Annotated in this window: 22 protein-coding genes, 1 tRNA gene and 1 pseudogene; 18 read left to right on the top strand and 6 right to left on the bottom strand. The window is 61.6% G+C overall.

The window, feature by feature from the left end; translation table 11 throughout:
* Positions 1–152 precede the first annotated feature (152 nt).
* The 5 genes from recQ (at position 153) to RB548_RS13180 (ending at position 8,023) form a co-directional block, all read left to right on the top strand.
* Positions 153–2,018, top strand: a complete 1,866-nt coding sequence (gene recQ / locus RB548_RS13200; RefSeq protein WP_331371748.1) for a DNA helicase RecQ — start codon at positions 153–155, stop codon at positions 2,016–2,018.
* Positions 2,019–2,453: 435 nt separating this feature from the next.
* Positions 2,454–3,641 (top strand): glycine C-acetyltransferase, encoded by a 1,188-nt coding sequence (locus RB548_RS13195; protein WP_331371747.1) that lies wholly within the window; start codon positions 2,454–2,456, stop codon positions 3,639–3,641.
* Between the two features lie 34 nt (positions 3,642–3,675).
* Positions 3,676–4,710 carry an L-threonine 3-dehydrogenase gene (gene tdh / locus RB548_RS13190; RefSeq protein ID WP_331371746.1) on the top strand — a complete coding sequence of 345 codons (1,035 nt, stop codon included), beginning with the start codon at positions 3,676–3,678 and terminating at the stop codon, positions 4,708–4,710.
* A 616-nt stretch (positions 4,711–5,326) separates the two neighbouring features.
* Positions 5,327–7,387 carry an RNA polymerase sigma factor RpoD gene (gene rpoD, locus RB548_RS13185; RefSeq protein WP_331371745.1) on the top strand — a complete coding sequence of 687 codons (2,061 nt, stop codon included), beginning with the start codon at positions 5,327–5,329 and terminating at the stop codon, positions 7,385–7,387.
* A 342-nt stretch (positions 7,388–7,729) separates the two neighbouring features.
* A complete protein-coding gene (locus RB548_RS13180) occupies positions 7,730–8,023 on the top strand; it encodes a GYD domain-containing protein (protein WP_225106605.1) in 294 nt (97 codons plus the stop codon).
* Positions 8,024–8,275: 252 nt separating this feature from the next.
* On the opposite strand, the gene RB548_RS13175 is transcribed toward RB548_RS13180, so the two are convergent.
* A complete protein-coding gene (locus RB548_RS13175) occupies positions 8,276–8,989 on the bottom strand; it encodes a DUF2066 domain-containing protein (protein ID WP_331371744.1) in 714 nt (237 codons plus the stop codon).
* Between the two features lie 70 nt (positions 8,990–9,059).
* On the opposite strand from RB548_RS13175, the gene RB548_RS13170 reads away from it, so the two are divergent.
* Positions 9,060–9,629, top strand: coding sequence for a transglycosylase SLT domain-containing protein (locus tag RB548_RS13170; protein ID WP_331371743.1), 570 nt, complete (start codon positions 9,060–9,062; stop codon positions 9,627–9,629).
* A gap of 8 nt (positions 9,630–9,637) precedes the next feature.
* Here RB548_RS13170 and RB548_RS13165 read toward each other — a convergent pair whose 3' ends face one another.
* Positions 9,638–10,090, bottom strand: a complete 453-nt coding sequence (locus tag RB548_RS13165) for a VOC family protein (RefSeq protein ID WP_331371742.1) — start codon at positions 10,088–10,090, stop codon at positions 9,638–9,640.
* Between the two features lie 217 nt (positions 10,091–10,307).
* Here RB548_RS13165 and RB548_RS13160 point away from each other — a divergent pair, with 217 nt between their 5' ends.
* The 4 genes from RB548_RS13160 to RB548_RS13145 all read left to right on the top strand — a co-directional run bounded on the left by RB548_RS13160 (position 10,308) and on the right by RB548_RS13145 (position 12,422).
* Positions 10,308–10,661: a DUF1428 domain-containing protein gene (locus RB548_RS13160; RefSeq protein ID WP_331371741.1), complete on the top strand. Its 354-nt coding sequence runs from the start codon at positions 10,308–10,310 to the stop codon at positions 10,659–10,661.
* A gap of 257 nt (positions 10,662–10,918) precedes the next feature.
* A complete protein-coding gene (locus RB548_RS13155; RefSeq protein WP_331371740.1) occupies positions 10,919–11,341 on the top strand; it encodes a secondary thiamine-phosphate synthase enzyme YjbQ in 423 nt (140 codons plus the stop codon).
* A 75-nt stretch (positions 11,342–11,416) separates the two neighbouring features.
* Positions 11,417–11,821: a ketosteroid isomerase-related protein gene (locus tag RB548_RS13150; RefSeq protein WP_331371739.1), complete on the top strand. Its 405-nt coding sequence runs from the start codon at positions 11,417–11,419 to the stop codon at positions 11,819–11,821.
* Positions 11,822–12,062: 241 nt separating this feature from the next.
* A complete protein-coding gene (locus tag RB548_RS13145) occupies positions 12,063–12,422 on the top strand; it encodes a hypothetical protein (RefSeq protein WP_331371738.1) in 360 nt (119 codons plus the stop codon).
* 174 nt (positions 12,423–12,596) lie between these two features.
* On the opposite strand, the gene RB548_RS13140 is transcribed toward RB548_RS13145, so the two are convergent.
* Entirely contained in the window at positions 12,597–13,382 is a 786-nt protein-coding gene (locus RB548_RS13140; protein WP_331371737.1) for an SIMPL domain-containing protein, read from the bottom strand.
* Between the two features lie 152 nt (positions 13,383–13,534).
* On the opposite strand from RB548_RS13140, the gene RB548_RS13135 reads away from it, so the two are divergent.
* Positions 13,535–13,610, top strand: a tRNA-Ile gene (locus RB548_RS13135).
* 57 nt (positions 13,611–13,667) lie between these two features.
* Here RB548_RS13135 and RB548_RS13130 read toward each other — a convergent pair.
* The 3 genes and pseudogenes from RB548_RS13130 to RB548_RS13120 all read right to left on the bottom strand — a co-directional run.
* Positions 13,668–13,796: pseudogene (locus RB548_RS13130) on the bottom strand (tyrosine-type recombinase/integrase); the annotation flags it as partial.
* Positions 13,797–13,983: 187 nt separating this feature from the next.
* The gene (locus tag RB548_RS13125; RefSeq protein WP_331371736.1) at positions 13,984–14,397 is read right to left on the bottom strand and encodes a hypothetical protein; all 414 of its coding nucleotides are present in this window, start codon (positions 14,395–14,397) and stop codon (positions 13,984–13,986) included.
* Positions 14,398–14,459: 62 nt separating this feature from the next.
* Complete coding sequence (locus RB548_RS13120; RefSeq protein ID WP_331371735.1) at positions 14,460–15,437, bottom strand: tetratricopeptide repeat protein; 978 nt, start codon at positions 15,435–15,437, stop codon at positions 14,460–14,462.
* A gap of 1,048 nt (positions 15,438–16,485) precedes the next feature.
* Here RB548_RS13120 and RB548_RS13115 point away from each other — a divergent pair.
* The 7 genes from RB548_RS13115 to RB548_RS13085 all read left to right on the top strand — a co-directional run bounded on the left by RB548_RS13115 (position 16,486) and on the right by RB548_RS13085 (position 25,122).
* Positions 16,486–17,418 (top strand): LysR family transcriptional regulator, encoded by a 933-nt coding sequence (locus RB548_RS13115; protein ID WP_331371734.1) that lies wholly within the window; start codon positions 16,486–16,488, stop codon positions 17,416–17,418.
* A 26-nt stretch (positions 17,419–17,444) separates the two neighbouring features.
* Positions 17,445–18,365 (top strand): LysR family transcriptional regulator, encoded by a 921-nt coding sequence (locus tag RB548_RS13110; RefSeq protein ID WP_331371733.1) that lies wholly within the window; start codon positions 17,445–17,447, stop codon positions 18,363–18,365.
* A gap of 178 nt (positions 18,366–18,543) precedes the next feature.
* Complete coding sequence (locus RB548_RS13105) at positions 18,544–20,604, top strand: hydantoinase/oxoprolinase family protein (protein ID WP_331371732.1); 2,061 nt, start codon at positions 18,544–18,546, stop codon at positions 20,602–20,604.
* Positions 20,604–22,373: a hydantoinase B/oxoprolinase family protein gene (locus tag RB548_RS13100; RefSeq protein ID WP_331371731.1), complete on the top strand. Its 1,770-nt coding sequence runs from the start codon at positions 20,604–20,606 to the stop codon at positions 22,371–22,373. Before RB548_RS13105 ends, RB548_RS13100 begins: the two co-directional genes overlap by 1 nt.
* A 21-nt stretch (positions 22,374–22,394) precedes the next feature.
* On the top strand, positions 22,395–23,219 hold the full coding sequence (locus tag RB548_RS13095; RefSeq protein ID WP_331371730.1) for an NAD(P)-dependent oxidoreductase: 825 nt from the start codon (positions 22,395–22,397) through the stop codon (positions 23,217–23,219).
* Positions 23,220–23,287: 68 nt separating this feature from the next.
* Positions 23,288–24,283 carry an ABC transporter substrate-binding protein gene (locus tag RB548_RS13090; RefSeq protein WP_331371729.1) on the top strand — a complete coding sequence of 332 codons (996 nt, stop codon included), beginning with the start codon at positions 23,288–23,290 and terminating at the stop codon, positions 24,281–24,283.
* 29 nt (positions 24,284–24,312) lie between these two features.
* Positions 24,313–25,122, top strand: coding sequence for an ABC transporter ATP-binding protein (locus tag RB548_RS13085; protein WP_331371728.1), 810 nt, complete (start codon positions 24,313–24,315; stop codon positions 25,120–25,122).

Genomic DNA, 25,122 nt, shown 5'->3' with positions numbered 1-25,122 from the left:
TTGGTGCACGACGCTAGCCCCAGATGCGACGTACGAGGGCAGGGTGAGGGGCGTTAGCTGCCGAGCGAGGCGATGCTCTTCTTGCGAGCCTCAAGCGGTTTACATCGCGCCTGCCCAAACCCCATACTCAGCCGCCCGACGAAAGCGATTCTATGCCTCACAACGACAATGCTTCCGCTGCGCGCCTGTTCGAAAGCCAAGGCGTCGCCAATCCTCTCGACATTCTGAAACGCGTCTACGGCTATTCCGTCTTCCGCGGTCAGCAGCAGGAGGTGGTCGAGCATGTGGTGGCGGGTGGGGATGCCGTAGTGCTCTTTCCGACGGGGGCGGGCAAATCGCTCTGCTTTCAAATTCCCGCACTTTGCCGCAGCGGCGTTGGCGTCGTCGTCTCTCCGTTGATCGCCTTGATGCGCGACCAGGTCGAGGCGCTGAAGCAGCTCGGCATTCGCGCCGCCGCGCTCAATTCCTCACTGACCCGCGACGAGGCGATCGCGGTCCGTCGTGCGCTTTCGACAGGCGCGCTCGATCTGCTCTATGTCACGCCGGAGCGTGCCGTCACCGACGGCTTCGCCGAGATGATCGGCGATATGGATATTGCGCTCTTCGCGATCGATGAGGCGCATTGCGTCTCGCAGTGGGGGCATGATTTCCGGCCGGAATATCGCGGCCTCGACTGTCTCGCGTCGCGCTTTCCCGGCGTGCCGCGCATCGCACTCACGGCCACCGCGGATCCGCATACGCGCGACGACATTATCGAGCGGCTGGCGCTGACCGGAGCGAAGGTCTTCACGACCAGCTTCGACCGGCCGAACATTGCCTATGAGATCGTCGAGCGTGATCAGCCGCGCCAGCAGCTTCTTCGATTCCTCTCTCGCTTCAAGGGCTCGAGCGGCATCGTCTATTGTCTGTCGCGCGCCAAGGTCGAGGACACGGCAGAATGGCTGAACGCGCTGGGTGTGCGTGCGCTCCCCTATCATGCCGGCATGGACCGCGTCCTGCGAGATGCCCATCAGGATGCCTTCCTGAAGGAGGAAGACCTTTGCCTCGTCGCGACGGTCGCCTTCGGCATGGGCATCGACAAGCCGGACGTGCGCTACGTCGCCCATCTCGATCTGCCGGGCTCGGTCGAAGCCTATTACCAGGAGACTGGCCGCGCGGGCCGCGACGGGCTGCCCTCCGAAGTCTGGATGGCCTATGGCATGGCCGACGTCATCCAGCGGCGCAGGATGATCGACGAGGGCGCTGCTGCGGAGGAGATCAAGCGCATCGAGCGGTCGAAGCTCCATGCGCTGCTTGCGATCTGCGAGACGGCGGGCTGCCGGCGGCAGGCGATCCTGGCGCATTTCGGCGAGGCGCATCCCGGCCGCTGCGGCCATTGCGACACCTGCCTGAAGCCGGTCGAGACCTGGGACGGTACCGAAGCCGCGATCAAGGCGCTCGCGGCCATCTATCGGACCGGCGAGCGCTTCGGCGCCGGCCACGTGATCGATGTGCTCATGGGGACGATCAACGAGAAAACCGAGCGATTCGGCCATATCGATATGCCGGTCTTCGGGGCGGGCAAGGATTTGCCGGCGCGCACGTGGCAATCGGTGTTCCGGCAGTTGCTCGCCGCCGGCCTCGTCAGGGTCGATCATTCCGCCTTCGGGGCGCTTCAGCTCGAGCCGGAGGCGCGCGCCGTCTTCAAGCGCGAGCGCCAGGTCTTCTTTCGCAAGGACAGGCCGACCTCGGGCAAGGCCGCCCGAACCACCAAGCCCGGCACTCAGCGCGAGAGGGCCGATCTTGCCGGCACTGATCTCGAGCTTTTCGAACGCCTGCGTGCCGAGCGATTCTCGATCGCCAAGGAATTGAACGTGCCGCCCTATGTCGTCTTCCCGGACACGACCTTGATCGCGCTCGCCAAGCAGCGTCCGCGCGACTTCGACGAACTCCTCGATATTCCCGGTATCGGCGAGAGCAAGCGCGAACGCTACGGCGAGGCATTCCTGGCGGTCATCGACGGCTACCTCGATGGGTAGGTCGCCGCAGTCGGTGCCTCACCACTGATCGACCCGCCCTGAGGAACGAAAATGTCGCCTGAGGCGCGCTGTGGGACAGAAAGTGTCGACGGGCGGTGTCCAGCGCGAAAGCCCCTGTCGTTTTCATTGCTCGGTGCGTTCCGGCCTTCCCAAGGCGCTGGAAATTGCTGCAAGAAACGGCCCGTCGTGCTAGTCGTCTAGCGCTCCACCGAAGTTCAAAGTCGAGCTTTGCAAGGGCCTACTGCATGTTTCCTTAAATCCTAACCGATTTAAGGATAAAAACATGCAGCAATTCAAAGTGCTACGGCGTCCTTTGCGCGTCTGATAAGACGCGCGGCGCTGTAGGTGCAGATCCAAGTTGTCAGTGTGTCCGCAGGGCGCGCGAACGTGAGATGCCCGGGTTCGAAACATCCTTCTTACAGCGAGTGGCCAACCATGACCTCAGCCTTTCTATCCCATCTTCGTTCCGAACTCGAAGGCCTGAAATCAGCCGGCCTCTACAAGTCGGAGCGTGTCATCACCTCGAAGCAGGCGGGTGAAATCGAGGTGGCGTCAGGCGACCGCGTGCTGAATTTCTGCGCCAACAACTATCTCGGCCTGGCGGACAACCAGGAGCTTGCCGAGGCCGGCAAGAGGGCGCTCGATCGCTACGGCTACGGCATGGCCTCTGTGCGCTTCATCTGCGGCACGCAGGAAGAGCACAAGCAGCTCGAAGCGCGCATCTCGTCCTTCCTGGGAATGGAAGACACGATCCTCTACTCCTCCTGCTTCGATGCCAATGGCGGGCTGTTCGAGACATTGCTTGGTGAGGAAGACGCGATCATCTCCGATGCGCTGAACCATGCTTCGATCATCGACGGCGTGCGGCTCTCCAAGGCGAAGCGCTTCCGCTATGCCAACAACGACATGGCGGCGCTCGAGGAGGAGCTGAAGAAGGCCGAAGGCAGCCGCTTCAATCTGATCGCCACCGACGGTGTTTTCTCAATGGACGGCATCATCGCGAACCTTAAGGGGGTGTGCGATCTTGCCGAGAAATACGGCGCGATGGTCATGGTCGACGACAGCCATGCGGTCGGTTTCGTCGGCAATCACGGCCGCGGCTCCGCCGAGCATTGCGGCGTCGAGGGCCGGGTCGATATCATTACCGGCACGCTTGGAAAGGCGCTCGGCGGCGCCTCTGGCGGCTACACCTCGGCCAAGGCTGAAGTCGTCGAATGGCTGCGCCAGCGCTCGCGACCCTACCTTTTCTCCAACACGCTGGCGCCCGTGATCGCCGCTGCTTCGCTGAAGGTCTTCGACCTGATCGAGAACGGCGATCACCTGCGCGAACGGCTTTATGCGAATTCGGCGCTGTTCCGGGCCGAAATGTCGAAGCTCGGTTTCACGCTTGCCGGAGAAGGGCATCCGATCATTCCCGTCATGCTCGGTGACGCGGCGCTCGCTCAGGAGATGGCCGCACGGATGCTGGAGAAGGGCGTCTATGTCATCGGCTTCTCCTTCCCCGTGGTGCCACGGGGGCAGGCGCGCATCCGCACCCAGATGTCGGCCGCGCACAGCGAACAGGATGTGCGGCGGGCGATCGCTGTCTTCGAAGAAGTCGGTCGCGGACTGGGCGTGATCTAAAGAGTTGGGTTGAGGGGCGAGTGAGGATCCTGCGATGACGAACATGATGAAGGCGCTGGTCAAGACGAAGCCGGAAGTCGGGCTGTGGATGGAGCGCGTTCCGGTGCCGGAAGTGGGGCCCAACGACGTTTTGATCCGGGTGGAGAAGTCGGCGATCTGCGGCACCGACGTTCATATCTGGAACTGGGACCAGTGGGCGCAGAAGACCATCCCCGTGCCGATGGTCGTCGGCCATGAGTTCATGGGCGAGATCGCCGAAGTCGGCTCCGCGGTTACCAAGTATCACGTGGGTGAACGCGTGTCCGGCGAAGGCCACATCGTCTGCGGCAAGTGCCGCAATTGCCGGGCGGGCAGGGGGCACCTCTGCCGCAACACGCTCGGTGTCGGCGTCAATCGTCCGGGCTCCTTCGGCGAGTTCGTCTGCATCCCGGAATATAATGTCGTGTCGATCCCTGACGATGTGCCGGACGAGATCGCCGCCATCTTCGATCCCTTCGGCAATGCCGTTCACACGGCGCTTTCCTTCGATCTCGTTGGCGAGGACGTGCTCGTCACCGGAGCGGGCCCGATCGGCATCATGGGCGCGCTCGTCGCCAAGCGCTCGGGCGCGCGCAAGGTGGTGATCACCGACATCAACCCGACGCGCCTCGAACTCGCCCGCAAGGTCGGTATCGACTATGTCGTCGATGCGTCCAAGGAAAACCTCGCCGACGTGATGCGATCGATCGGCATGACCGAAGGTTTCGACGTCGGTCTCGAAATGTCCGGTGCGGCGCCGGCGTTCCGCGACATGATCGACAAGATGAACAATGGCGGCAAGATCGCCATCCTCGGCATCGCGCCGGCCGGGTTCGAGATCGACTGGAACAAGGTCATCTTCAAGATGCTCAACCTGAAGGGCATCTATGGCCGCGAAATGTTCGAGACCTGGTACAAGATGATCGCCTTCGTCCAGGGCGGGCTGGATCTGTCCCCGGTCATCACGCACCGGATCGGCATCGACGATTTTCGCGAGGGATTCGAGGCGATGCGGTCCGGAAATTCCGGCAAGGTCGTGATGGACTGGTAGAGATCGCCAGCTCGCGCTGACTGACGTCGACGGTTCGGTTTGTAAACCCGAATTGGATCTCGATCTACTGCATGTCTCCTCGACCTCGATTTAAGGACAAAGACATGCAGCAATTCAAAGTGCTGCAGCGACCTTTGCGCGTCTGACAAGACGCGCGGCACTGCAGTTGTAAGGCCCGCCGAAGGTGGCTCCGGCGGCCGGCTTCCTTACTTCAGCCTTGGAAAACCCGCACCACCCTTGTCTTTTTTTGGACCGCTCCTACATCTTGAGCGAAAGCTGATAAACAGCGCAAAAACCCGCGAATAAGCGTTTTTTGCCGATTTACGCGGTTTTTCACCGGAAATGCTTGACGGGATCAAAAATTCTGGGAATCACCATTTCAAGCAGAAATGGCGACACGGTACGGCGGACAGGAAAATCATGCCAGAGACGTTTCAGTGGCAAGACTGTCGAAGCTTGCCCGCTCAACCGCGATCGTTGTCGTGGTTAATCAGGAATTAAACTTCATCCCGTTACGTCAGGGGAAATGAGTCGGTGGCGGGTGCGCGGCGCCCGGACCCCGAAGCGGCATTGGCACCAGGCTCACGCTGGTTGCGACAAGGAAAGCGACGAATAAATGGCAACTAAAGTGAAAGAAAACGAAGAAGCAGACGTTGAACGCGAAGGCGCTCCGGACGGCCCGCTTCTCGACCTTTCCGACGACGCTGTCAAGAAGATGATCAAGGCCGCCAAGAAACGCGGCTATGTGACGATGGACGAACTGAATTCGGTCCTGCCGTCGGAGGAGGTCACCTCCGAACAGATCGAAGACACGATGGCCATGCTTTCGGACATGGGCATCAACGTCATCGAGGATGAAGAAGCCGAGGAAGCCGCCGCTGGCGGCGACGACGAAGACAGCGGCGACGACGGTGATGGCGAGGGCGGCGAACTCACCACCTCGAGCGGCACCGCGCTTGTGACCGGCAAGAAGAAGGAGCCGACCGATCGCACCGACGATCCGGTGCGCATGTATCTGCGCGAGATGGGATCGGTCGAACTTCTCTCCCGCGAAGGCGAAATTGCGATCGCCAAGCGCATCGAGGCTGGCCGCGAGACGATGATTGCCGGTCTCTGTGAGAGCCCGCTCACCTTCCAGGCGCTGATCATCTGGCGCGATGAACTGAACGAAGGCCAGACGCTGCTGCGCGAGATCATCGATCTCGAAACGACCTATTCCGGTCCCGAGGCGAAGGCTGCTCCGCAGTTCCAGAGCCCGGAAAAGATCGAGGCTGACCGCAAGGCGGCCGAAGAGAAGGAAAAGGTGCGCAAGACGCGCGCAGCTGCCTCCAATGACGACGACATCACCAATGTCGGCGGCGACGGCCAACCGCCCGAAGAAGAGGAAGAGGACGATGACGAATCGAACCTCTCGCTCGCCGCGATGGAAGCGGAACTGCGCCCGCAGGTGATGGAAACGCTCGACATCATCGCCGAGACCTACAAGAAGCTCCGCAAGCTGCAGGACCAGCAGGTGGAAGCACGCCTTGCCGCGACCGGCACGCTGTCGCCGGCGCAGGAGCGCCGCTACAAGGAGCTCAAGGATGAGCTGATCAAGGCTGTGAAGTCGCTGTCGCTCAACCAGAACCGCATCGACGCGCTGGTCGAGCAGCTTTACGACATTTCGAAGCGCCTGATGCAGAACGAAGGCCGGCTGCTGCGTCTTGCCGAATCCTACGGCGTCAAGCGCGACTCGTTCCTGGAGCAGTATTCGGGCGCCGAGCTCGACCCAAACTGGATGAAGTCGATCAGCAACCTCGCCGGCAAGGGCTGGAAGGAGTTTGCCAAGGCCGAGAACCAGACGATCCGCGACATCCGCCAGGAAATCCAGAATCTGGCGACCGAGACCGGCATTTCCATCGCCGAGTTCCGCCGCATCGTCTCGATGGTGCAGAAGGGCGAGCGCGAGGCGCGCATCGCCAAGAAGGAAATGGTCGAGGCCAACTTGCGTCTCGTCATCTCGATCGCCAAGAAGTACACCAACCGCGGCCTGCAGTTCCTGGATCTCATCCAGGAAGGCAACATCGGCCTGATGAAGGCGGTCGACAAGTTCGAATACCGCCGCGGTTACAAGTTCTCGACCTATGCCACCTGGTGGATCCGGCAGGCGATCACCCGTTCGATCGCCGATCAGGCCCGCACGATCCGCATTCCGGTGCACATGATCGAGACGATCAACAAGATCGTCCGTACCTCGCGCCAGATGCTGCACGAGATCGGCCGCGAGCCGACGCCGGAGGAACTGGCCGAAAAGCTCGCCATGCCGCTCGAGAAGGTGCGCAAGGTGCTGAAGATCGCCAAGGAGCCGATCTCGCTCGAAACGCCGGTCGGCGACGAGGAAGATTCACACCTCGGCGATTTCATCGAAGACAAGAACGCGCTGCTGCCGATCGACGCCGCCATCCAGGCGAACCTGCGTGAAACGACGACCCGCGTTCTCGCTTCTCTGACGCCGCGCGAAGAGCGCGTGCTGCGCATGCGTTTCGGCATCGGCATGAACACGGACCACACGCTCGAAGAGGTCGGCCAGCAGTTCTCGGTTACCCGCGAACGTATTCGCCAGATCGAAGCGAAGGCGCTGAGAAAGCTCAAGCATCCGAGCCGTTCGCGCAAGCTGCGCTCGTTCCTTGACAGCTAAGCGAAACAGATAAAGTCTAAAAAGCCGGGCCTCGCGTCCGGCTTTTTTATGCCCCCTTCTTTCCCCTTTTTGCTGACGCACCCTGTTCCGGCCGCGCTTGTTCGCCCATGACCACGGGATTATACTTTGCGGCTTGCAGCGATCCCGCGACGCAGGGAAAACGCACCGCGGGGTGCAAACCAAGAGCGCCGCGCGATGAACGCATCATCGGCGCGCGAACGAGTTAGAGCGGGATGCGGGGCGGAAAACCGCGTACATGTTCCCCATCCCGCTAGTCCTTTGAATCCAGAGCATTTTGTTCGCTTTCATCCGGAAGCGGAATGCTCTGTGGGGAGGTGTGAGATGACCACTTATGTCGTGCTTCTCAATTGGACCGAGCAGGGTATCAAGAATGTACGCGAGTCCCCGAAGCGGTTGGATGCCGCCAGGAAGGTGCTTTCCGAAATGGGCGGTTCCTTCAAGGACTTCTATCTGACGATGGGCGAATACGACATGGTCGCAGTTTGCGAGGCGCCTGACGACGCGGTCGCAGCACGGTTTGCGTTGACGCTTGGGATGAATGGCAATGTGCGCACCCGCACGTTGAAGGCATTTCCGGAGGCCGCCTATCGTGAACTGATCGGCACACTCGGCTAGACCGGGTCGTTTTCAAAGAGTTGGATCATCTCATTGTTTTCAGTGAAACAGTGAGATGATCTCGGCTTCGATGCCCGTCAGGGCGGCGACTTCATCTTGCGACCGATGACGCCGTCGCGGCGAGATGAATTGGCCTGCATCAAGGCCCGCCGTTGCCCGACAGGATTTGCGCCGCGCCGCGGATCGCATTGCGAAACGCCTCGTCGAAGCTGACGCCGCGGACGTGCCACCAGTGCGTCTTTCCGGCGCTATTCAGTTGCCACTCGGCGATCCAGCCGAGCGCTTCGTCGCTCCAGGCAATCTTACCGGCGAGGCGACATCGCCACCGATCTTCTTTGCCAATTGTTCCAGCCGCACCGCCTGTTCGCTCGACAGGACGCCGAACTCGAGCTTTTCCGCGGCAAGCGTTTTCCGGTCCGGCAGTCTTGATTCAAGCGCGAGGGGCACGGTCGCGGCGGCGAGCGACTCCGCCATGTAAGGGCTCTCAGCGCCGTCGCTCGTCAGCATGAAGCCGCGCTTTTGGTCCTGGACGGCGAGAAGCACGGCAATCCTCGGGCGCGGCTGCGGCCAGGGTCTGCTTCCCAGCGTGTCAAGCAGCCGGTCTATCGTTGCCGGTTCGTAATGACAGGTCAGGTCATGCGGCCGGTCGTGCGTGCCCTGTTCGTCGTGGATCGGAATACCCTCCAGCCGATCGCGATAGGCAAAGGACGCGACGAAGCTGCCGGCGCGTTCAATAAGCGGCGCGAGCGCCGGCGAGGCCAGCACACGCTGGTCGCCGGAGACCTTGACCAAGACTTCGCCGAGGCATTCGCGGAAACCGATTTCCCGGTTTTCCTCGCCGGTTCCGGTAACGATCGCGTCGCTGACGTAAAGATCCTGCGCGTTGGCGGCCTGTGCCATCCCCGACGAGATAACGCCGGCAAGCGTGACGAGAAACGGCAGGACAGCTGTCATTCTGGCGGCCATTCAACTTCGCCTCAAAACCGATCCTTAAGATTTACGCTTTATCAATCTCTCGCAAACGAGAGGTTCCGCGATGCGTTGCGTTTTTGTCGTCGTCCTCCTGTTGCTGGCCGGCTGCGGAACGGTGCCGAAAAACACCCGGAACGCCTGCGCGGTTTTCGAGCAGCGAGACGGTCTTTTCAACAATTGGCGTCGGGCCGCCTATGCGGCGGAGCGCGAATACGGCGTGCCCGTTCCGGTGCTGATGGCGACGATCTACACGGAATCCGGTTTCCAGCACAACGCGAGGCCGCCGCGCACCAAGCTCTTCGGCTTCATTCCCTGGACGCGCGTCTCCTCCGCCTATGGATACTCGCAGGCGCTCGACGGCACCTGGGCGCGTTATCAGTCCGAAACCGGACGCTGGACGGCACGCCGGACGGATTTCGCCGACGCTATCCGCTTCATCGCCTGGTACCACAATCAAAGCCACCAGCAGAACGGCATCGCGCTCAGCGACCCTTATCGGCTCTACATCGCCTACTACCACGGTCATGGCGGCTACGCGCGCGGCAACTGGAGCCAAACGGCGCAGACGGGCGCAAAGCGTGCCTCTGGCATGGCGACGCTCTACGCACAGCAACTGCGCGGCTGCGGTAGTTAAACGAGACGCTACCCGGCTGCGGCGGCGTCCAGTCCCGCGACGTCGATCTTGACCATCCCCATCATTGCCTGCTGCACCGGGCCGGCCTTTGCGCTGTCCGCGTCATTGAGATGGCGGATGAGCGCGTCGGGAATGATCTGCCAGGCAACGCCGTAACGGTCCTTCAGCCAGCCGCATTGCTGCGGCGTGCCGCCCTCGATCAACCGGTCCCAGTAATAGTCGACCTCCGCCTGGTCGCTGCATCGGACGAAAAACGAAATAGCCTCGGTGAACTTGAAATGCGGTCCGCCGTTCAATCCCATGAACTGCTGGCCTTCGAGCTCGAAGGTCGCGGTGAAGGCCTTGCCGTCCGGTCCACGCTTGAGGTCCTTGACGCGGGCGTCGCGGAAGATGGAGGTGTAGAATTCGATGGCATCTTCAAGCTGGTTGTCGAACCAGAGGAAAGGCGTGATCTTCTGCATGGCGTTTCTCCCTTGATCGTCGTTACAGATCAAAGACGAACGGGAAGAGGCCATTCCGACAATCAATTACGCATTCTGCGCAATTCGCCCAGATACGCCAGCGAAGACGGCCTCTTCTTCGCGGACGCGGCAAGAATGATGAAAAATCATCATCCGCTGTCGGAACCTTTCCGCTTCGATCGTCCTTTGCCTGTCCAGGCAATAGGAGGAGATGAAGATGCCCTATGTTGATGGTTTTCTCGTCGCGGTGCCGAAGGAGAAGGTCGAGGAGTACAAGGCGCTCGCACGCCGGGCGGGCGACGTCTGGAAGGAACACGGTGCGCTCAACTACGTCGAGTGCCTGGCAGACGACGTACCCTATGGAGAATTGACGTCCTTTCCACGCGCCGTGCAGGCGAAGGACGACGAGACGGTGGTCTTCTCCTGGGTCGTCTACCGGTCGCGCCAGGATCGTGATGCGATCGTTGCCAGGGTCATAGCCGATCCGCGGCTTCAGGGAGACGAGTGGAAGTCTATCTTCGATGGCAAGCGGATGATTTATGGTGGCTTCGAGCCGTTTCTGGAACTATAGCGCGCAGGGGCCGCGCTTCGCCGGTTGGCAAGATGCGGCCCTGATGCTCCGTTCGTTCCCGCGCGGGCTGTCCCGGATTTTGAACCGCTGGATATTCTTCCTAAATTCACTCGTTCAAGGAGAAGTTTGTCGCCGCTACTGCATGTTTCCTTGAATCGTAGCCGATTTGAGGATGAAAACATGCAGCAATTCAAAGTGCCACGGCGTCCATTGCGCGTCTGATATGACGCGCGCCGTAGCGAACGGGAAGAGCCGCAATGCCGCAGACCGTCATCACCATCGCAACCCGTGGACAGGGGCTCTACGAGTTCACCGATGCGGCTGCCGAATTCGTGCGGCAATCAGGCGTCGCGGAGGGGCTTCTCACCCTATTCGTCCGTCATACGTCCGCATCCTTGCTCATCCAGGAAAACGCCGACCCGGACGTGAAACGCGATCTCAACGAATTCTTTCGCCGTCTGGTGCCGCCGTCGTCAGACCCCTCGATGCGCTGGATCGTTCACACCCAGGAGGGGCCGGACGATATGCCGGCGCATATCAAGGCGGCGCTCAATCAGGTCTCGATCTGCATCCCGGTAAGTGGTGCGCGCATGGCGCTCGGCATCTGGCAGGGGATCTATCTGTTCGAGCATCGCGATCGCCCGCATCGGCGCGAAATCGTGCTGCACCTTGGCGCGTGATCGGCGCTCAACTGAGCTCTGCTCCGGCCGGCGATTCTGCGGTAGAGTTAAGTGACCACAGCTTCGGGAAAGACGATGACAGACGCCCAGACCATTGCCAGCCGTTTCGTCGAGGCCGTCAACAGCCGCGATTTCGATGCGCTTTCCCGGCTCGTCGATGAGGATGTCGCGCTTGATTCGCTGACCGGCCAGCGAACCGTGGGCGTCGGTCCGTTGAGGGCCTGGATCATGAGCTATCTCAGCCATTTCGACGAGACGTTCAGCGATGTCGTGCTGATGCATGATGCCTTTGGGCAGCGGGTCGCCGCCGACATGACCGCGCGCGGCACCTATCGCAAAACCATGTCGGGCTTTCCAGCGGCCTCGGGTCAGAGCTACTCCATTCCGAGCGTCTTCATCTTCGAAATCGAGGACGGCGCCATCACGCGCCTCAGCCACTATCGCAATCTCCGCATCTTCGAGCGCGAACTGGCGGGCTGAGCCTGCTCCCGCTTAACATGCTGAATGTCCGGGTGTTTTACTCCTTGGATCGGATCCGGGGCGGAGGAATGGGGCGCGGCCGGGAAGCGAATCGCATTGCTTGCCGTTTCGTCCCTGCGAGATCCATCAACCTGAACACCGCATGAACGGAGGGTTCCGATAGCGTTCAGTTTATTCGGACTATGGTTGGCTCAATCGTCGAGAGCGGTAATCGCCAATTTTGAATCCTTCGGAGAAAGTCATGAAAAAATTCCTCGTGAACCTTGCCGTTGCTGCTGTCATCGGGTCGACCGGTCTTGCGGGCGCAGCCACCACGGCCTCTGCCCAATCGGTGATATTCGAGTTTGGCTCGCCGCAGGGTGTCCAGTATCGTGACTACGATCGCGACTGGCGCCGGGATCGCCCCCGCTGGGACGGTGAGCGCCGCGGCCGTTGCGACCCGTGGCTTGCCGTCGAAAAGGCGCGTGACCGCGGTCTGCGCCGGGCCCATGTCGCCAATGTCGCGCGGCGCCAGGTCGTCGTCGAAGGTCGCCGCCATGGTTACCGCCAGGCGATCATCTTCGCCAATGTGCGTGGATGCCCGGTGATCGGCCGCTGGTAAGCTGCCGGATTTCCGTCTCGTCTCCCCCGGCCGGCGGAAATGCGCCCCTCACGGAAACCGTGAGGGGCTTTTGATTCGAAAAGCCCCGCGCGATGCAATTCGCCGGGGCTTTGTCTGTGTCTTCGCGCGAAAGAGGCCCGGCGCGGGTTCCTTCTCTGCGCCGGGCCCAACGCATCACTGCTCGATGGCGAAGGTCACGTTGACGGTGACGTTGTAGGCGTTTTCGCCGGTCGCGATCGGAACGGCATCGGCAGCGAATTCCTTGGCCATGCTGCGCACCATCGGAACCGGTTCCGGGCGGGAAGCCTGTTCCGAAATCTCGATCAGCCGGCCGAGCGAGACGCCGGCCGCCTCGGCCAGGACCTTCGCCTTGACGATCGCGTCGGAAACCGCCGCCTTGCGGGCCTCGGTGATCACTTCGTCGGGCTTGTCCTTGGTGAATTCGATGCCGCCGCCCTGGTTGATGCCGAGGGTCACGGACTTGTCGAGGATCTCGCCGAGATTGCTCAGATCGCGCACGCGCACGGTGACACCGTTGACGACCTGATAGCCGATCAACTCCGGCGGCCGGTTGGTGCCGTCGTTGCCCTGCGGGTAGTTGTATTGCGGGTTGATGGCGAAGCCGCTGGTCTGCAGGTCGCGCTCGGCAATGCCGCCCTGCTTGAGCGCCGAAAGCACCTCCGCCATCGCCTTGTTGTTGGCGTCGAGCGCCTCGCGCGCACTCTTGGCATCCTTGACGACGCTCAATTGCACGATCGCCATGTCGGGCGCCGCGGTTGCACGGCCCTCACCGGAGACCTTGATCAGCGCCTGCCGGCCCCTGACCCCTTCGGGACGCCCGTTGCCGCCGCTCTTGTTGGCATTGCTCTCATCCGCCACAGCGGCGGCCGCAAAAGCGCCGGCAAAGGCAGCGGCCATGGCAGCGACATGAACCGTGCGGGCGATGCGTGTAGAAATCATGGTTATTTCTCTCCGGTTGTTTTATGCCGAACTCTTGCTTATCGATTGTGTAGGCATTACGGCAATGGCTTGTCGTCAAATAGCTTTTCCGCTAGAGCCATTGCGACCCGCGAATTACCATTGGTTCGCGGTCACCGGCAGATGACCGGCACGGGCCTGTAGCTCAATGGTTAGAGCCGGCGGCTCATAACCGCTTGGTTGGGGGTTCGAGTCCCTCCGGGCCCACCATTTTCTTTGCAAAATCAATAAGATACGATCTGGTTGGCCATCAGGGTTAGCCAATCGTTAGTCAGCGGGCATGGCATCGCGAGCGAGTCGCTGCTGCTCTGCTTTGCGGCTATAGAGCTCCGGATGCTCGATATCGTCGTGTCCAAGCGTGTCCATGAGCTGCCGCGTGGTGGCTCCGGCGTCGGCCCACCATCTTGCGGGACGTCGGGCGCCACAAGCTACATGTTGCCGGCCGGTGCATGCCAGCGGCCTGTGAGACATGTGCGACGGAAAACGTAATGAAGCGTCGCGCCGCCTTTATGTCCCCCAAACTCTCAAGCGTTTGATTTTGCCCGCTTAACTTTCTCCGGCATGGGGCACCACACGAAGCACTTCACGGTCCTATTCTGGCAATCGGCCTCCGAAACTGGCGCAACGTGAAGTACCCCGCGGCGCCACTGATGAACGGGGTGATCGCGCCAAAATAAGTCCAAGGCTTCGCGGCTTCACCATCCCCGTCAAAGTAGGAATAGACTATTTCAATGGCGGCGGCAGTGGTGACTACGGACAAAGCCAATTCGACCAGGTAAATCCCTGCAAAAACCGAGAGCCTTGCTCTGAACCCTGTTCTCGGAGCTGCCGCGGCCACAATGATCGTGACGAAGGCGGCCCTCACCCACGGCGCAATTGGGCGTGCCCCTACCGGAATTTCGTGCATGTAGGCCACCTGGGAGATCGCGACGAGCCCTATCGCACCCGCGAAGATTAGGGCAACGAGGTTTAGCGAGAGAGTCTTCAGCAAATTCATGGATGTCTCGGAAGCGTGCGGGTGATGCGGGCCATAGCGACATGCGGCCTTGCAGACTGCCGTTATCGGATAAACAGGCCGGGTCTGTGCAAGTTCCGTCTGTACAGAACGCCAAGGTTGTTATCAGCGTCAGGGTGACCTTGCTCAGCTGCTTTGCGGAACCAAACGGCAGCCTCAACGTCGTCCTGAGCTACCCCTTTGCCGTCGGCGAACATGTTGCCAAGGGCGAATTGCGCATCGGCAAGGCCCTGTTCGGCTGCGGCATAGTACCAGGTAACCGCCTGCGCGTCGTCCTCCGGCACCCCCGCGCCGTCGTCATACATGGTGCCAAGGCTGTACTGAGCGCCGGCATCACCCTGCTCAGCGGCCTTGCGATACCAGACGACTGCTTCGACGTCATCTACAGGGACGCCTTTACCCTCATCGTACGCAACTCCGACGTTGTATTGAGCGCTCGCGAAGCCCTGATCGGCGCTCTTGCGAAACCAGGAAAGTGCCTGTTTCTCGTCCTTGGGGACGCCTTCGCCGTTGTAATACATGATCCCTAGGTTGTTTTGAGCTTTCGCATAACCTTGGTCGGCGGCCTTACGGCCCCAAGCAATTGCTTGTCCCTCGTCCTTGGGGACGCCACTTCCGTTGTAATAGATTAGTGCCAGGTTGTATTGAGCCTTAACGTGTCCCTGGTCGGCCGCCTTGCGGAACCAGGAAGCGGCCCGGGCACCGTCTCTGGTGACACCTTTGCCGTTGGCATATCTCACAGCGAGGCTAAACTGGGCATTGGCATATCCCTGATCCGCGGCCTTTCGCAGCCACTTAAGCCCCTGGGCCTCGTCAATGGCGACCCCTTGACCGTTGAAATACATGGCGCCCAGTCTGTACTGGGCTTCGGGATCGTTTCGTTCTGCCATCGGGAGCCATAACCTGAGCGCGGTCGCGTAGTCTCCCTGCGAATAGGCCTCGTATGCACCATCGGCGGCGCGTACCGGGAATGCAGCTAACAGGCAAATCGCAAGTGCGATGCCGATCGTGTTTCGTTTCATATGAAGTCCCTACCAACAGTTGCAAGCCTATTGGTACAACTTGACATCGCTTGCAAGGGCCGATTGATCGTTAGTTTTGGGCGACTCGTCGGCTGCGACGATCCGCTTCAAACTCCGTCCAGTTTTGCACCCCAGTTTGCACTACAAGGAAGTTCGATTTACTTCTAAGTAATTGTTTTTGCTACAGTGCCGCCGCGGCTCGAACCCACCCAACCGTACCAGACCACGCTGGTCACTCGACTATGATTGCAAACTGTGTTTAACCCGGATCAATAGATTAACTTCTGCTTTTCGGTTCGGCATATGCGTAGGTTGAAGTCTCTCTTTGCTCTGTTTCACCATTTTAATTCGAGAAGGCTTATTTTTAACTTGCATAGGATGAGCGACGAAGAGTTTTCCAAGGATGCGCAGCGTAATTTTGATTCTGAAGAAATATTATCTGATTTCATTGGAATGATCGTTAGGCTAGCTTTTGCTCAAGGCCCCGCGTCTTATTTTTTCCTGAGGCACAAACACTGGATGGCTTTCTGAGCTTTGTTTATGGCTTCTGCGCCATATCAGTTTTTAGCCGAGCGACAAACCACATTTGGTTCAAGCGGCTATTATATGCGTTCGCACTAGCCAACACTGCGATGGTTTACTACGGAATAAACGGTTTGGTGCTCGATATCGCCAAATCTGCAGTTCCTAAGTGACATGAGATTGGCGTTCCTGCTGGTGCGCAGCGGCCCGAAGATTCGCCAAACATCGAGAACGTTAGGGCAACTTGATTGGCTAACCTTTCGGTAACCCGTTGTTTTCCAACTCTCTTTTTACCCTCCGGGCCCACCATTTTCTTTGAGATCATTGTAGAAACCACCCAACGCTGACCGGAGCAAACAGCTCCGCATCTTCGCCGCATGACACCGGCTGCAGGCTTGACCGGGCATGATGGTAAGCTGAACCTAAAAGCGAAATACCATTGCGCGCTCGGCGCCGCGAGCGATACCATTCCCGCGGTCCGCGGAATTGGGAGGAGACCATTAATCTCAGGCAGCTTCGTTATTTCGTGAAGGTGGTCGAGACCGGGAATATCACCCGGGCGTCGGAGAGCATGAATGTCGCGCAGACGGCGCTCGGCCAGCAGATCAGGCATCTGGAGGAATCGCTCGGCGTCCGGCTTCTGGTTCGCCATTCGCGCGGCATTTCGCTGACCGAGCCGGGGGAAGTTCTGCACCGGCATGCGCTCGCCATCCTCAGTTCCGTCGAGGAGGCGCGCCGGGAGGTGATGGCGCATGGGGCGGCGCGGCGAGAGGTCGTCAATCTCGGCGTCACGCCCAGCATCCAGGCCCTGATCGGGCCGGAACTGCTCCTTGCCGCCCGCGACGAGATCCCGGCAGTTTCGTTCCGCGTCGTCGAGGAATTGAGCTTCATCCTGATCGACGCGCTGCTGCGCGGCGAACTCGACATTGCGCTCGCCTATGAGTTCGAGAACCGTCCCGGGCTCGCGGCGACCGCGCTTATCGAGGAGGAATTGCTCTTCGTCGCCGGGACCGGGTCCCGTGTGCTCGGAGAAACGATCTCCTTCGAGGAGGCGATCCGCACCGAGCTCGCGCTCGTCAGCGACCGCGATATCGTCTGGCGGTTGATCCACGACCTCGCCGGCCGGCAGGGGCTTCCGGTGAACGTCGCCTTCGAGGTGCAGTCGATGCCGGCGATCAAGACGCTGGTCGCGCGCGGAGCGGCTACCAGCGTGGTGCCCTATGGAGTGGTGGCGGAGGAAATCCAGCAGGGGCTGATCGTCGCCTGCCCGATCCGCCAGCCGGCCATCAAGCGCACGCTCTGCCTCAACCGCATGTCGGATGCTCCGTCTTTCGTTCACGAGACGGCGCTGCTCGCCTTTCTCGACAAGATGATCGGCCGGCTCGCCGAGAGGATGGGACCCTACGGCAACCTGATCGGCGGTGTCCTGCCGCCTCGACATGGGGAGGCTCAGCCATAAACCTTCGGCAGCTGCGCTATTTCGCGATGGTGGTCAAAACCGGCGGCATGTCGCATGCCGCCGCCCGGCTCAAGCTCGCCCAGACCGCGATCAGCATTCAGATTCGCGACCTCGAACGCGAGATCGGCGTCAGCCTGTTCGAGCGGCATTCGCGCGGCGTCGTGCCGACGAAGGCCGGCGAGGTGCTGTACGAGCGCTACAACGAACTCGAGCGATTCCTGGAGCGGACGCTCGAGGATGTTCGCTCCGCCGCCGGCAGCCCGGCTCCGCGGCCATTCGTCATCGGCCTGACGCCGAGCCATATGCGCCTTGTCGGGGCCGACGTGTTGATCGCGGCGGGGACGAAGCTGCCGGCGACATCGCTGAAGCTGGTCGAGGAACTGAGCTTCGCGCTGATCGCCGCCCTCGAGCGCAAGGAGATCGACCTTGCTTTCGCCTACGACGTCGAGGGGCGTCCGGGCCTGGTACGCGAGGCGGTGATCGAGGACGAGCTGCTGTTCGTGACCGCGCGCGCCAATGCGCCGGACGACAGCCCCATCACCTTTGCCGAGGCTCTTTCCCAAGAACTCTTCTTTGCCGGCGAGCGCGGCATCGTCACGCTCGTCCGCCGCATGGCCCAGCATCTGTCGCTCGAACCACACATCGTTTCGGACATGCAGTCGGTGCCGGCGATCCGGGCGCGGATCGCCGAGGGCGGCGCCAGCCTTCTACCCTATGGCAGCGTCGCCGACGGCGTCAGCCGTGGCATTTTCGCCATCCGCAGGATAGAGCGCCCCGTGCCGAGCCGCACGCTTTACATGGTGAGCCGGCGCGAGGAGCGCTCGCTTCTGGAAGACGAACTCATCGGACCGTTCCTGCAGGACGTGGTTCGTCACATCTGCCGCGCCTCGGCCCCTTACGCGATCATCGTCGATCCGCGTTTCGAGATCGCCGGGGCGTCTTCCTGACGCCCTGCGACATCATCCAGCCATAGCGAAAAACTTATAGCTCGCCGCTTTCAACGGTCTTGGACAGCCCGTCTTCGCGCCACTAGGCTTGCCTTATATCAAGTCCGGCGCGGTCAGGAGAGAACGCCGGCCGGCCGAAATATAGGGCCGTTTGGAGCGCATTTTGGGAGGCTGCCGCATGGGAGGCTATCGCGTGACCGTCGACACCGGCGGGACGTTTTCGGACTTCGTCTATCTCGACGAAACGACGGGAGAGACGTCGATTTCCAAAGTGCCATCGACGCCGGACGACCCGTCGCGGGCAATCCTGTCCGGGATCGATATTCTCCTGGAGCGCGGCGTGCGCCCGGACGACGTGAGCTATTTCTGCCATGGCACGACGGTCGGGACCAACGCGCTTCTGGAAGGCAAGGGGGCGAAGACCGGGCTCCTGGTGACCAAAGGTTTTCGCGGTATCTACGAAGTCGGCGAACAGGCGCGTCCGCATGGGCCGGCGATCTTCGATATCCTCTATGAAAAACCTGCTCCGATCGTGCTGCCGTCGCTGACCGGCGAAGTATCAGAGCGGGTCGTCCATGACGGGAGCGTGCTTGCCGAGCTCGACGAAGCCGCGCTTCGCGAGACGCTTGCCGAACTCCGCGGCCAGGGCGTCGAATCCGTCGCCGTCTGCCTGCTCTTCTCCTTCCTCTACCCGCGCCACGAGGAACGGATCCGCGAGATTGTCCGCGAGGAACTGCCGGGCTGCGAGGTTTCGCTTTCGTCGGAAATCGTGCCGCAGATCCGCGAGTACCACCGGCTGAGCACGACAGTGATCAACGCCTACCTGCAGCCGGTCCTCGCCCGCTACATTGCCCGGCTCGCCGATCGGCTGGAAGCGGCGGGCGTGAAGACACCGCAGAAATACATCATGCAGTCGAACGGGGGCATGGCGACCTTCGAGGCGACGGCGAGGAAAGGTGTCACCACCGTGCTTTCCGGTCCCGCAGGCGGGGTGACCGCGAGCGTCGCGATGGCGCGCTCGACCGGCTACCACGACATCGTCACCTTCGACATGGGCGGCACCTCCTGCGACGTGGCACTGATCAAGAACGGCGCGCCGGTGATCGCCAACCGCGGCAAGGTCGAGGGCCGCGACATCGCCATGCCGATGATGGACATCAACACGGTCAGCGCCGGCGGCGGCACGATCGCCGAAGTCGACCGTTTCGGCGTCCTCCAGGTCGGGCCGGAAAGCGCCGGCGCTATTCCGGGTCCTGCTTGCTACAGCCGCGGCGGCACCAAGCCGACGATCACCGATTGCAACCTGCTGCTCGGCTATCTTTCGGAAGAAAACTTCCTCGGCGGCAAGATGCGTCTCGACGCGCGGAAAGCGCGCCTGGCCGTCGAAACCCATGTGGCGGCTCCGCTCGGCATGGATGTGCTGGAAGCGGCGGAAGGCATCGTCCGGATCATCAACGTCAAGATGGAGGAGGCGATCAAGGCCATCTCGACGATGCGCGGCCACGACCTGCGCGATTTCATGCTGCTGCCCTTCGGCGGCGCCGGTCCGCTGCATGCCGCCCGCATCGCCCGTGAGCTCGGCATGGCCGGTCTCGTCGTGCCGCTGCATGCCGGGGTCTTCTCGGCCATGGGCCTGGTGATGTCGGATGTCACGCACGACTATGTGCGTTCGCGCCTGACGCCGCTTGATGGAGCGTCCGCGAGCGAACTCAACGCGATATTCGCCGGCATGGAAGCGCAGGGGCTTGCCGATCTCGCCGAGGAAGGCTTCCCGGCAGACCGCATCCGCATCGAGCGGGCTCTCGATCTTCGCTATGCCGGGCAGGGATACGAGCTGACCGTCCAGATTGGCGCGCTTGCAGATGCAACGGATGTCGATGCCGTGCGCAGCGCGTTCGATGCCGAGCACGAGGTGATGTTCGGCCACAAGGCGTCGGGCGAATCCGTGGAGATCGTCTCCTACCGGGTGAAGGCCGTCGGTCTGGTGCCGCCGGTCAATGCCAAGCGCTACCAGCCGAGCGGCGGAAAGCTTACCGATGCCTTTCTCGGCCGCCGTCCGGTCCGCTTTGACGGCGAAAACCTCGACTGCGCCGTCTACCAGCGCGAGCGCCTCGACGTCGGGCTCGTCTTAGCCGGGCCGGCCGTCGTGGAACAGTTCGACTGCACGACCGTCATCCTGCCGGGTCAGCAGGTTCGGATCGACGAATTCAAGAATCTCATCGTAACGGAGGTCGCGTGATGCTGCAGCGTAGCGCTTCGCTTGGCAGGCCCACTGCCATCGAACTTGAAGTGATCCGCGCGAGCCTCGGCGGCATCGTGCAGGAAATGCAGAACTCGCTGTTCCGCACCGGCTTTTCCACCATCATCCGGGAATCGCAGGATGCCTCCTGCGCGCTGCTCGACGCCAACGCGGCGGTCATCGCGCAGCACGTGGTGCTGCCGTTGCATATCGGCGCTTTCCCAGCCTGCACGCAGGCGGTGCTGCGGGCGTTTTCCGGGGACATCGCGCCCGGCGACGCATTCCTCATCAACGATCCTTACGAGGGCGGCAGCCCACACGCGCCGGACATGGCGGTGATCACGCCGCTCTTCTTCGACGACGCCTTGGTCGCCTTCTGCGCCAGCATTGCGCACAAGGGCGATATCGGCGGCCCGGTCCCGGGAAGCTGCTCAGGCCAGGCGCGCGAAGTCTTCAACGAGGGTCTGCAATTGCCGCCGGTGCGCTACCAGCGCAATTACCTGCCCTTTGGCGACGTCGAGAGGATCATCGCCGCCAACAGTCGCACGCCGGAACTGGTGCTTGGCGACATTCGCGGCCAGCTGGGCTCCGCGCGCCTCGGCGAGCGTCGGCTTGCCACCCTTCTGGAAAAGTTCGGCCTCGCCAAGTGCGTCGCCGCCTTCGATGAGCTGGGCGGCATCGCCGAGCGGCGGATGCGGGCGATCATCAAGACCTGGAAGGACGGCGTCTTCGAGGCCGAACGCTATGTCGACGACGACGGCGTCGAATTATCCAAGCCGGTGCGCATCCACGTCCGCGTGGAAAAGGCGGGTGACGCCATCCGCTTCGACTTCACCGCCTCGGCCGATCAGACGCGGGGACCGGCGAACATCCGCCCGCCGCTCGTCCAGGCGGCCTGCGCCTACGCGCTGATCTCGCTGGTCGATCCGAACATCTTCATCACAAGCGGTATTCTGCGCTCCTTCACGGTCGAAACGCGGCCCTCAAGCGTGCTGAACCCGCGTTATCCGGCGCCGGTGAACACCTACAATCCAACGGTGCATGCCGTCGTCGACGCGATTTTTGCGGCGCTGGGGCAGGTGGTGCCGGAACGATCGCGGGCCGACGGCTGCGGCAGCCGGTCGATCATCCTCGGTGGCCGCGGGACGAATACCGGCAGCAGCTACGTGCAATACGAGATCGTCGGTGGCGGAGCGGGCGCACGCTCGACACGCGACGGGGCCTCGGGAACGACGGTCAACCAGAGCAACGCCAAGATCGCGCCGGTGGAGATCATCGAGAGCGAATTTCCGACCCGGTTGCTTGCCTTCGAACTGATCCGCGACTCGGGCGGGGCCGGCAAGTTTCGCGGTGGGCTCGGCATCCGGCGCAAATATCTGAACCTCACCGAGGCGCGCTTCTCGATCCGCTCGACCAAGCACGTCATCCCCGCAGAAGGCTATGCAGACGGCCTGCCGGGACGGACGGGCGACATCCGGATCAATCCGGATGGAGACGGGTGGAAGCGCCTGCCTTCGCGCTACGCCGACTATCCGCTCAAGGCCGGCGACGTGTTCGAACTCGAAACGCCGGGGGGCGGTGGCTACGGCGATCCGCTGACGCGCGATCCGGTATCGGTGCTTGCCGACGTCAGGGAAGGATATGTCTCCGTTGAGGCGGCCGGACGCGACTATGGCGTGGTGTTGGTGGCCGGGCCGAAGGGTCCGAGCCTCGACGAGGAGGCGACGCAGAGACTGCGAGCGGCGCGCTCGAAAGCCGGGGCGGCTTGAAGCGAGATCAGGAGGAAAACTATGGATGGAATTGTGAACACGAAACCGACGGCCGGCGTGATCGGCTTGGGTGCGATGGGTTACCAGATGGCCCGGCACCTGAAGGAGAAGGGCTTCATCGTTGCCGGCTATGACGTTTCGGCAGAAGCCACGGCCAAGTCTCAGGCGATCGGCATTCCGACCAAGGCGGATATCGCCGCGGTCGGCAGCGGCGCCGAGGTCGTCGTCGTCATGGTGCAGACCGATAAGCAGGTCATCGACGTGATCGGCAATGGCGGACTTCTCGCTTCGCTCGCGCCGGGATCTGTGATCTGCATCGCGAGCTCGATTGCGCCCGACACCTGTCGGCAGCTTGAGCGCGAGGCGGCCGAGAAGGGCGTCGGCGTTCTCGACACGCCGGTGGTGCTCGGCCAGGAAGCGGCCGACAACGGCACGCTGACGGTCTTCGTCGGCGGCGAGGCGAAATGGCTTGAGAAGGCGCATCCCGTGCTCTCGGCCTTCGGCAGCAATATCCTGCATATCGGACCGAGCGGCACCGGCCAGATCGCCAAAACCGCCAACAACATGCTGCTTTGGGCATGCATTTGCGCTAACTTTGAAGCGCTCAGCCTCGCTAAGCAGCTCGGCGCCGACGTGCCGACGCTGGTCTCCGCGCTGATGCATTCCTCCGGTGCCAACTGGTCGCTGTCGCGCTGGGGCAAGAGCACCGGCAAGTGGGCGGAGAAAGACATGGACGTCGCCCTCGACCTTGCGCAGAGCGTCAAGCTGCCGTTGCCGCTCAACGGTCTCGTCGACCAGCTCATGAAGTCCATGAACAGGGAACGAATGCAGAGCCTGCTTAGCTGAATCCAGTCACCCTCATCCAGAGCTCGGAGGAGAGCCGGGTGAGGGCGAACCAACCGTGGGAGGAGAGCATGAAAAATCTATTGAAGACAGTTTTTGCAGCGGGGTTGGGCCTCATTGCCGGTGCCCTGTCGCCGGCAAGGGCAGACGAAGCCCTGACCACGGTGAATGTCGCCTATGACGGCTTCACCATGACGAGCGCGCCGATCCAGTACACGCTTGCCAAGGGCCTGTTCAAGAAACACGGCCTCGACGTCAACCTCGTCTATGTCGAGGGCGGCTCGGTGCTCACCCAGGCACTCGTCGGCGGCTCGATCGATATCGCCCAGAACGGCTACACCCCGTCGATCTCGGCAGCCGTTGCCGGCGCCGATGTCGTCATCATCGGCAGCATGGCCAACAAACTGCCGTTCCAGCTTGTCGTCGATGCCTCGATCCAGAGTGCCGATCAGCTGCGCGGCAAGAGCATCGCCATCAGCAAGTTCGGATCCTCGACCGACACCGCCCTCAAGTTTGCGCTGAAGTCCCTCGGCCTCGAGGCAACGGATGTCAACATTCTCCAACTCGGCGGCGAGGGAACGCGGGCGGCTGCCTATGAAAGCCATCAGGTCCAGGGGCTGATGTCGCAATATCCGCGCACCCAGGAAATAGTCGATGCCGGATCGAAGATGCTCGTCGATGTGACAGAGATCGTCAAGGATTACCCGAACACCGCCTATGTGACGTCGCGGAACTACCTTTCCGGACATCCCGATGTCGTGAAGCGCTTCTTCATGGCGATGGGCGAGGGCCTGCACGGTTTCCGTGCCAATCCGCAGGACGCGATGGAGGTGACGGCGTCGTTCCTGAAGCTTGAGAAGGGACCGTCGGTCGAACAGGCGTTCCGCTTCTATTCGGAGAAGGTGTACCCGCAGGATCTGCGCCCCTCGATGCCGGGTGTGGCGGCCGTCCTGGCGGAGTTTTCGAAAACGCTGCCGGCTGCGGCCTCGGTGAAGCCGGAATCGATAGTCGACACAAGCACGCTCGATGCGCTTGACAGCGAAGGCTTCTTCAAGGCGCTCGACTGAAACTGCGGACAAGGCGGGAGGAGACACCCATGTTGCAGGCAACGCCGGTCAAGCTGAAGGCCGATAGCGTCAAACTGAATTATTACAATGATCGCACCAAGCGCGATCTGAGCGTACTCGACGGCATCGACTTCAGCGTCAACGAGGGTGAACTCGTCAGCATCGTCGGCCCGAGCGGCTGCGGGAAATCGACCTTTCTCGCCGCCGTTGACGGCCTCGTCTCGATCGACGGCGGCAGGATCCTCATCGACGAGCGGGAGGTGACCAAACCGGGGCCGGATCGCGGCCTCGTCTTCCAGCAGGATTCACTGTTTCCGTGGCGCACCGTCCAGCGCAACGTCGCCTACGGCCTGGAGATCCAGAAGATCTTGAGCAAGCAGGAGATCGCCGCCCGTGCACGCAAGTTCGTCGAACTCGTCGGGCTCGCCGGCTTCGAGGACAGTTATCCGAGCGAACTGTCGGGCGGCATGCGCCAGCGCGTCAACATCGCGAGGGCGCTCGCCGTCGATCCGGAACTGCTGCTGCTCGACGAACCCTTCGCCGCGCTCGACGCGCAGACGCGTGAATTCATGCAGTTCGAACTGCTGCGCATTCTCGACCGGGCCCAGAAGACGGGCCTGTTCATTACCCACCAGATCGACGAGGCGATCTTCCTTTCCAATCGCGTCATCGTGTTTTCGGCGCGCCCGGCGAAGGTGAAGGAAATCGTCGAGATCGATCTGCCGAAGGAGCGCACGCTCGATCTGAAGCATACGCCGCGCTTCATGGAGATCTTTCGCCATATCTGGCGGCTGATCGAAGAAGAAAGTGCCCGCATGGGCCTTCTGCGCGTGCATTAA

It is taken from the genome of Sinorhizobium chiapasense (assembly GCF_036488675.1).
GTDB lineage: Bacteria > Pseudomonadota > Alphaproteobacteria > Rhizobiales > Rhizobiaceae > Sinorhizobium > Sinorhizobium chiapasense.
This window is presented reverse-complemented; position numbering and strand designations above follow the sequence as displayed.